Genomic DNA, 9,208 nt, shown 5'->3' with positions numbered 1-9,208 from the left:
GTTCACGCTGCGCATTACGATGCTGTAGTTAATCATACTCTATTCTGTGTTTAAGAGTTCACTGAATCACAACTACCCGGAAGCCCTCGTTTCTGCCCGATTTTGGGTCTTAATAGATGACCGGCGCCTGCCATCATTTAAGCCCAGCCCCGGTCTTAATAGATGACCGGTTTTCGGCACAATAGGCTGTTCCTTCGATTGCCGGTGCAAAGATACAAAATTTCAAAGGCGAAATCAAGTTTTTATCGAAATAAGATGGTAAAAATGGCGTAAGTACTTGATACATAGTGATGTAAGTGAATGCTATTTTTACACATTGCTTGCAGGAGGGGCTTGAAGGGGATTCTGATGCAGAAGATGCTGAGGGCGAAAGCGTGTCATTAAGGGTCAGTGTCATTAAGGGTCATTAAGAAAAATGGGAAATGTCATTAAGAGCTATAGTATAATATAAATATTATTTATATTATACTATAGGGGGATTTTGCGCCCCGAAAACCTTAATGACCCTTAATGACACTGACCCTTAATGACACGATAGAGGATTTTGATTTGTTTCTTAAGATGGAATGTTGTGTTGGTATAATGTGTTGATAAGCAACAAGATATAGCCTGTTTGTGAAAGCTGTCATTTCTAAGAGTTGTATCTTTAAAAGCTATAGATTCACTTCTTGTTTCCCATGTTCTCCCTCCATCCTTTGTCTTTATATTGAATAAAATTGTTATGATATTTCTGGATTTTCCTTGTTTCTCAAGCAGAAAAACCTCATTTCCCATCTTATTTTGGCCGTTCTGAGGGGGTGAAAAATGCCTTTTGAGCCTCATTTATGCCTTCAAAACCACTTTTCCGTTAAATAACGTGATAAAATTTGGTGGTTAGCCTGCTTTTTTATAACTTTGCTTTTACGAATGCTGAGAGGCAAGCCTCCTTTGCACGAACTTAAATAAAATTTCAATTGTTTAAATGATAATGTGTATGCATAACAAATTGATTATCAAGGTTTTAGGGGGGGGGGTAATTTTGGCTCGTCAAAATTAACCTCAAATCATCGTGTACTTATTAAAGGACGAATAGCAGCGTGGATTCAGGCGCTGGTATTCGTCCTTTTTGCGTTTTCATTTTCCGCCTGTTCGAGCGATGAAAATGCAGAAAATTCGGGGGAAATCGACTACAAAACCCAAATTTCAGCCCACGAATGGGCGATTTCCGAGGCTTATCAGCGTGTTGGAAACCTTACTTTAGATGTAGATGCGGGGGCTGTCTATTGCCAGTTCACCGCCGATAGCGTATATTTCAACGTGGAGAAAACGGTAACAGAGATTGATGAGGAGGGCAAAATCCTGCACACCTCTACCCAGCTTTCTCCCTGCGGAAACTATGCCTATACCATCAAGAATGATCAGATAACCATCGACGGTCAGACATTCAAAATGACCAGTAAAGACCAGTCCATCCTTCTCGAAAACGAGAAGTGGAGACTCGTGCTTATCGATAAATAACTGGGTCTTTATATATAAATAATGTGTAATATCCAATAAACAAAGATAAAATGGCTAAGAAACAAGATACCATCAGCATTGGTTTTGAAGAGAAAATATGGAAGGCTGCCGACATTCTGAGAGGCAGTCTCGATGCATCTCAGTACAAGGGCGTGGTGCTCGGACTCATCTTTCTGAAATACATCAGCGACCGCTTCGACCAGAAGTTCCAGGAGCTGCAGGGCGACGAATACGCCGACCCGGAAGATAAGGACGAATACACTGCCGAGAACATCTTCTTCGTGCCTGCTGAAGCCCGATGGAGCAAGATTAGTGCTGCTGCCCACACACCGGAAATAGGCGTGGTGATAGATGAAGCACTTACCGCCATTGAGCGTGAAAACGAAAGACTGAAGAATGTTCTGCCCGGCAATTTTGCCCGTCCGGAACTGCCTAAAAACAAATTAGGTGAAGTCGTAGATCTCTTTACCAATATAGAAATGCATGATGCTGGCGAGGAGAAAGACCTCTTGGGCAGAGCCTATGAATATTGCTTGCAGAAGTTTGCCTCTCAGGAGGGAAAGAACGCTGGTGAGTTCTATACGCCTTCCTGCATTGTCCGCACACTGGTGGAGATACTGGAACCTTACGAGGGTAGAGTCTTTGACCCTTGCTGCGGTTCGGGCGGTATGTTTGTGCAGAGTGCCAAGTTTATAGATCGCCACAAGGGAAACCTGCGTAAAATCAGTATCTACGGACAGGAATCGAACCCTGATACTTGGAAGATTGCACAAATGAACCTTGCCATCCATGGTTTGGAAGCGAATCTGGGTAGAGTATATGCAGACAGTTTCTTAGATGACCAGCACCCTACGCTGAAGGCAGATTTCATTCTTGCCAATCCTCCTTTCAATCTCAGCGACTGGGGACAGAGTGCGCTTCAGGAAGATGTGCGCTGGCAGTATGGTTTGCCACCAGCTGGCAACGCCAACTTTGCGTGGATGCAGCACATGATTCACCATCTGGCTCCAAACGGAAAGATTGGTTTGGTGCTGGCGAATGGTGCGCTTTCGAGTCAGAGTGGCGGCGAGGGACTGATTCGAGAAGAAATCATCGAAGCCGACCTGGTAGAGGGAATCGTGGCTTTGCCTTCGCAGCTGTTCTACAGTACGGGTATTCCTGTAAGTCTTTGGTTTATCAGCCGTAACAAGGCGCAGAAGGGCAAGACTGTGTTTATCGATGCTCGCAACATGGGTACGATGGTGACTCGCAAGCTCCGTGAGCTGATGCCTGATACGGATATTAAGAAAATCTCCGACACCTTCCATGCTTTCCAGCAGGGAACCTTGGAGGATGAAAAGGGCTTCTGTGCCGTATGCACCACCGAGCAGATTGCTGCTCAGGACTTCATCCTGACTCCTGGAAGATACGTAGGAATCGCCGAAGATGAAGGCGACGGAGTGCCTTTCGAGGAAAAAATGACGAACCTCACCGAAGAGCTGAAACAGCTGTTTGAGGAAAGCAAGAAGCAGGAAGAGGAGATTAGAATGCAGTTGAAGAAAATAGGATGGGAGGTGTAAGGATGGAACAAGTTAATTCACCATGGGGATTCTTACCTAGAGGTTGGCGTCTCTCGACAATCGATGAGGAGAAAGAAAGATTAACAGACTATGTTGCTAATGGTAGCTTTGCTTCTTTAGCTTCCAATGTTCATTACAAAGATACGGAGGATTATGCGGTTTTAATTAGATTGGTTGATTTCAATAATGATTTCAAGGGTCCTTTTGTATATATTGATGAGCATGCTTATAGTTTTCTATCCAAAAGTTCTTTGTCTGGAGGTGAGATTATAATATCAAATGTTGGAGCCAATGTTGGTACAGTATTTAAATGTCCGAATTTGCCTTATAAAATGTCATTAGCACCAAATGCAATTACAATAAAGCTAAAAGGAGATAATGATTTTTACTATTATTGGTTCAAAAGTAAGATAGGACAGGCTAATATTCAAGCTTTAGTAACAGGTAGTGCACAACCAAAATTTAATAAGACAAATTTTAGATCTATGTACATTCCGGTTCCACCGCTTGACGTTCAGCGCCGCATAGCCTCCATCCTTTCTTCTCTCGACCGGAAGATAGAGTTGAACAACAAAATCAATGCTGATTTGGAGGAGATGGCGCAGGCTATTTTCAAGAATTGGTTCGTTGACTTTGAACCTTTCAAGAATGGTAAGTTCGTGGATAGTGAATTGGGAATGATTCCGGAAGGATGGAAAGTAGGAAGGCTTGATGAAATTGCTGATGTAGTAGGTGGAAGTACTCCTTCAAAAGCTAAGCCAGAGTATTACACTCAGAAGGGAATAGCCTGGTTAACACCGAAGGACTTATCTAACCATCCAGCCGTTTACACTTCAAGAGGAGAAATCGACATAACAGAAGAAGGCTACAATAGCACATCGACAAAGTTAATGCCTAAGGGTACTATATTGTTTACATCAAGAGCACCTATTGGATATATTTCAATTGCTCAGAATGATATTTGTACCAATCAGGGTTTTAAATCTCTTGTTCCAAAGAAAGCAGGAACTTGTTTCCTGTATTGCTTCTTGAAATATGTAACCCCTGAGATTGAAAACAAATCTACAGGGTCAACGTTTAAGGAAGCATCGGGATCATTGATGAAGTCTTTGCAAGTATTAATGCCGGAGCAAAAAGTATTTGAGGATTTTGAGACTATTGTGTCGCCCTTATTTGCAAGAATTGAATTCTTGGAAAAAGAGTCCTCCCGCCTCTCCCTTCTCCGTGACACCCTTCTCCCTCGCCTCATGTCAGGCGAGCTGGAAGTCCCGGAATAAGAAGAGCAACGAAAGAAAATAACGAGAAAGAAAATATTAAACTAAAGTTTCGTAAGTGGTTCAGGTACGGGCTGAAGGCCCAAAAGCCCCTAGCCCAGGGCATCGCCCTGGGTAAAATGGCAATAAGCAAGGCGCCCTGTAAGGGCAAAAGCTTTGTTATTCGCCTGGTGTTTTGAAAGCTTTTGCCCTTACAGGGCGATGACCTTGCGCACATGAACCACCCAGGGCGACGCCCTGGGCTAGGAGCTTCTGCCCTTTCAGGGCGTGTGGGGCTTACTTACGACACTTGTATATAAAAAATAACATTATGGCAGACGACAAGAAATTCACCGAAGACGCATACGAGCAAACGCTCATTGCCCTGTTCCGGGACGAACTCGGCTATGCGTACGAATGTGGCTACGACGTGGAGCGCGACTACAAGGAGCCTTTCTATCGTGCCGATTTGGTCGCCTCGATGCGACGGCTTAATCCTCAACTGCCAGCCGATGCTTTGGATGAAGGAATCAAGCAAATCACCAACATCAGCATCGGTACTTTAGAACAGAACAATGAGCAGTTTACACTCTGGATGCAAAACGGTCTGGAGGTGGGATTCCTGCAAGATGGCGAAGAACGAACAGCCCTGATGAGGCTCATCGACTTCGACCACCCCGAAAGAAATCTCTTCAAGGTGGTGAACCAGTGGCGAGTAGAAGAGTATAAGAACAAGCGCTGCGATATGGTGGTGATGGTCAACGGATTGCCCCTCGTGGTGGTGGAGCTGAAAAGCGCCATCTCCGAAGACGCATCCATCGACGATGCCTACAAGCAGATCAAGAACTATCAGCAGAGCATTCCAAGCCTCTTCAGCTACAACGCTTTCAACGTAATCAGCGACATGAGCGAGACCCGTGCCGGAACCATCACCGCCAAGCAAGACCGCTACATGGAATGGAAGACCATAGACGGCTCATACGAGTCAACCCTCTTTGCCGACTATCGCACCTTCTTCCTCGGCATGTTCCAGCAGCAGCGACTGCTCGACATCCTGCAGAACTTCATCTGCTTCGACAAGAACCAGGGCAAATACGCCAAGATTCTTACCGCCTACCATCAGTACTACGCCGTGGGCAAAGCCCTGCAGCGCACCCGTACCGCAGTGGAAGGAAACGGAAAAATCGGTGTGTTCTGGCACACGCAGGGTTCGGGCAAGAGCCTCTCCATGGTGTTCTACGCCCACCAGCTGGTGCAGCGACTGCCCGAAGTAACCATCGTGGTGGTAACCGACCGCAAGGACCTCGACAACCAGCTCTTCGGTCAGTTCTGCCGCTGCCAGGACTTCCTTCGTCAGGAACCACAGAACGCCCAGAGCCGTGAAGACCTGGGCAATCTGCTCCGTAACCGAAAGAGTGGGGGAATCATCTTCACCACCATTCAGAAGTTTGAAGAAGGCGACTCGGCACTCTCCACCCGCCGCAACATCATCGTGATGACCGACGAGGCACACCGCTCGCAATACGGCGATGAGCACTGGGACACCAAGAGCCTGAGCATGAAGAAGGGATTTAGCCAGAAGATGAGGGAAGCCCTGCCAGGCGCCTCGTTTATCGGCTTCACCGGAACGCCTATCAGCGACCGCGACAGAGACACGGAGGAAGTGTTCGGCAACTACATCGACGTTTACGACATGAGTCAGGCGGTGGACGATGGAGCCACCCGTCCCGTTTACTACGAGAGCCGTGTGGTGAACCTGAACCTGGACGAAGACACGATGAAGCTGCTGAACGATGAGTTTGACAACCTAGCCGATGAGGGAGCCACCGAGGAGCAGATTAAGCAGGCGAAGCAGGAGCACAGCCGGCTGGAAGTACTCCTGGGCGAAGATGCCACCATCGACACGCTGGTAAGGGACATCATCCAGCACTACGAGCAGAACCGTGCGCAGGAACTCACCGGCAAGGCAATGATCGTGGCGCTGACCCGAAGCATCGCCATCAAAATCTACCGCAAGATGCTGGAACTTCGCCCCCAGTGGACGGAGAAAGTAAAGGTAGTGATGAGCGGTTCTAACCAGGACCCCGAAGACTGGCAGCCGATTATCGGCAACGAAGCCTACAAGAAGGAACTGGCAAGAAAATTCAAGGACAACGACGATGAGATGAAAATCGCCATCGTAAGAGACATGTGGCTCACGGGCTTCGATGTTCCGTCGCTCGCCACCATGTACGTATATAAGCCGATGAGCGGTCATAACCTGATGCAGGCAATAGCCCGTGTGAACCGAGTGTTCCCGGGCAAGGAAGGCGGACTGATAGTGGATTACGTAGGCATTGCGCAGGCGCTGAAGAGTGCCATGCAGCAGTACACCAACCGTGACCGCCGCCGCTTCGGAGACCCCGACATCGCCAAGACCGCCCTGGTGAAATGGAAGGAGGAGATGGAAATCTGTCGAGACCAGCTTCATGGTTTCGACTATTCCGGCTTCTTCGAGCCAGACAATACGAAGCGGGCACTCGCCATTACGGGCGGAGCCAACTTCCTGAGTTCTCCAGCCATGGTTCAGCGCAAGAAGAATTTCATGGAGCACAGCAATCTGCTTCACAACGCCACCACGCTCTGCCGTTCGCTCCTGGATGAGCAGCAGAAGGCTGAGGTGTGCTATATGGATGCGCTGCGCGTGATGATGCTCAAACTCTCGCAGAAGGGCAAGATTAGCCGCCATGAAATCAACGAGCGCATCGGCGACCTGCTCCGTCAGAGCGTGAAGACCGACGGAGTGATCAATCTCTTCGGCGACCGCCAGATAGAGTTCTCGCTCTTCGACGACGCCTTCATCCAGGAGGTGAAGAACATGAAGGAGCGCAACCTGGCGGTGGAACTGCTCACCAAACTGATGAAAGAGAAAATCAAGCAGCAGCAGAAGACCAACGTGGTTCAAAGCGACCTCTTCTCCGACATGCTCAGCCAGAGTCTCTCCAACTATCTGAAGGGCTTGCTCACCAACGAGGAAGTGATAGAGGAACTGTTGAGGATGGCTCAGCAGATGAAGAAGGCGGAGGCTGAGGGCAACGACCTGGGACTTTCGCCCGAGGAGAAGGCATTCTATGATGCGCTTTCCACGCCCGAAGGTGTGCGACAGGCTTACTCTGACGAGGAGTTTGTGGCACTGACCCGGGAACTGACGGAAGTCTTGCACCGCAACCGCACCATCGACTGGAACCGGAAGGAATCGGCGAGGGCGAAGATGCGAGTAATGGTGAAGCGACTGCTCAAAAAGTATAAGTATCCACCTGAGGGTGCAAAGAAGGCGCTGGAAACCGTGATGCGCCAATGCGACCACTGGGCGGATGATGAAGAAAACGTAGTATAAACCCTTTAAAATTTTTAGTAAGAAACAGAAAGTAAATAGATAATAATCATAATAAGATAGACGCTGATTATCTGACACTTCTACGGTATTCAGAACCTGCAAATTCAGAAATTCGACAAGAAGACGGTGACAGCAAGGCGTCCACTCCTCTACGGCGTGGGCTGTACTTGTTTGTACCTTGCCGAAGGTTCTTGCAGGTACCTGAATACCGGTGCTTACAGGGACTCCCACGCCGCTTTTTTTACAACTATAATTTCAAACCTATAAAATCATGGACGACGAACAAGAAGTGCACTTGAAAAAGCTGGAAGGTCTAGTTACCCGCTTCAATGTTTGCTTCCGCCTTTTAGGAAAAGAAGAAGACGAAAACAACAATGAGGAATTGATAGCTGCTTGGAAGCTGATCTTACGTAATCATGTAAGAAAGATTTTCGATTTACTAAAATCACTAAAGAGAGAAATAGCATGGTCTTTGCTGGATGATAAGAAGGAGAGATTCTATCAGATTAAAGTAGAATTAGAACCTACGCTTACCTCCTATAAGGATTATGAAGGCGAAGAAATGCGCAAAATGATTAATGACATCATCCTTTTGGCTGATGAGGGCTTTCATGGTTTCAGACAATCTTTTGTCAATGATACCTATTGCGAAGACCTTTTCCAGAAGGAAATTGATAGATACCGCAAGGAGAATGAAAATCGACTGGAGCGTATTTACAAGCAGGACAGCCAGGATGAGGCTTTCTTCTTTCCGGATGAAACCCAACTTAAAAACCATATGTTATATAACCGAAAAGAGAAACTTTTCAATTCTCAGTTCGGTGTAGTTTTTCACAATAACGGCAGGGACATTAAGATGACTGTGGGTTTTATTCTTGGAAAGAAGGAACAGACTTACGATAATATCAACGATTTTCTGGATAAGTATGTTTCTTACCAGATAGCCCAGGAGCATTGCGAAATCAAGAAGGAAAACATCTTCCAGAACATGGTTTTTAAGGAGAATGTGGATGTAGATAAGCTGATGCTTAAACTTAAAGACTTAATCGAAGACAATACCCTCTGTGCACAGAAACATTGGTTTATCGTCTATAAGGTTTTCTTGAGCAAGAATTGGCTGAAGAAGTCAACCCAGCGCCTTTTCGTTGACCAGATTAATTCTGCTTTCAGCACTTTATTAAAATGTTCTACGGACGATTTTCATGAGATAAATGGTTATTTCAAGCATAATGATTTCACGGAATGGACGCTTGCTGACTGTGCTGCGCCTTCATGTTGCGAGGCTTATAGAGAGATTGCGGATAAGCTGGACTTAGAATTTCAAGAGTCTAAGTACGCCAAGCCTGGAACCTTCATCAATGCAAGAAAGATAGAAAAGTTCAGATAGTATCCCCCAAAGGTATCCCCCAAAATTACAAAGTATATCCCCCACATCCCCCAAACGGATTCGTGGGGGATTTTTTTTACCCTTTTGTTTGGAAATCTCACTACTTTTGCAGCGTCGAAGAAACAAGACAACGCCG

5 protein-coding genes are annotated in these 9,208 nt (G+C 46.6%); all 5 read left to right on the top strand.

The genetic code is table 11. The features are described from left to right. Positions 1-1,296 precede the first annotated feature (1,296 nt). The 5 genes from DXD25_RS15375 (at position 1,297) to DXD25_RS15350 (ending at position 9,072) form a co-directional block, all read left to right on the top strand. On the top strand, positions 1,297-1,497 hold the full coding sequence (locus DXD25_RS15375; protein ID WP_117664269.1) for a hypothetical protein: 201 nt from the start codon (positions 1,297-1,299) through the stop codon (positions 1,495-1,497). A 50-nt stretch (positions 1,498-1,547) separates the two neighbouring features. Beyond that, on the top strand, positions 1,548-3,056 hold the full coding sequence (locus DXD25_RS15370; protein ID WP_117664268.1) for a class I SAM-dependent DNA methyltransferase: 1,509 nt from the start codon (positions 1,548-1,550) through the stop codon (positions 3,054-3,056). Positions 3,057-3,058: 2 nt separating this feature from the next. Beyond that, positions 3,059-4,333 carry a restriction endonuclease subunit S gene (locus DXD25_RS15365; RefSeq protein ID WP_158556360.1) on the top strand — a complete coding sequence of 425 codons (1,275 nt, stop codon included), beginning with the start codon at positions 3,059-3,061 and terminating at the stop codon, positions 4,331-4,333. A gap of 307 nt (positions 4,334-4,640) precedes the next feature. Further along, positions 4,641-7,685: a type I restriction endonuclease subunit R gene (locus DXD25_RS15355; RefSeq protein WP_117664266.1), complete on the top strand. Its 3,045-nt coding sequence runs from the start codon at positions 4,641-4,643 to the stop codon at positions 7,683-7,685. 271 nt (positions 7,686-7,956) lie between these two features. Next, entirely contained in the window at positions 7,957-9,072 is a 1,116-nt protein-coding gene (locus DXD25_RS15350; RefSeq protein WP_117664265.1) for a hypothetical protein, read from the top strand. Positions 9,073-9,208 lie beyond the last annotated feature (136 nt).

Origin of the sequence: Prevotella sp. TF12-30, assembly GCF_003436715.1 — a bacterium.
GTDB classification, from domain to species: Bacteria; Bacteroidota; Bacteroidia; order Bacteroidales; family Bacteroidaceae; genus Prevotella; species Prevotella copri_A.
Note: the sequence above shows the minus strand (reverse complement) of the source record. Positions and strands in the feature narration are given on the sequence as shown.

What these genes read in the sequence shown, in the direction of transcription:
- DXD25_RS15370 (WP_117664268.1), top strand. Translation starts at nt 1,548, where the DNA reads ATGGCTAAGAAACAAGATACCATCAGCATTGGTTTTGAAGAGAAAATA.
- DXD25_RS15365 (WP_158556360.1), top strand. Translation starts at nt 3,059, where the DNA reads ATGGAACAAGTTAATTCACCATGGGGATTCTTACCTAGAGGTTGGCGT.
- DXD25_RS15355 (WP_117664266.1), top strand. Translation starts at nt 4,641, where the DNA reads ATGGCAGACGACAAGAAATTCACCGAAGACGCATACGAGCAAACGCTC.
- DXD25_RS15350 (WP_117664265.1), top strand. Translation starts at nt 7,957, where the DNA reads ATGGACGACGAACAAGAAGTGCACTTGAAAAAGCTGGAAGGTCTAGTT.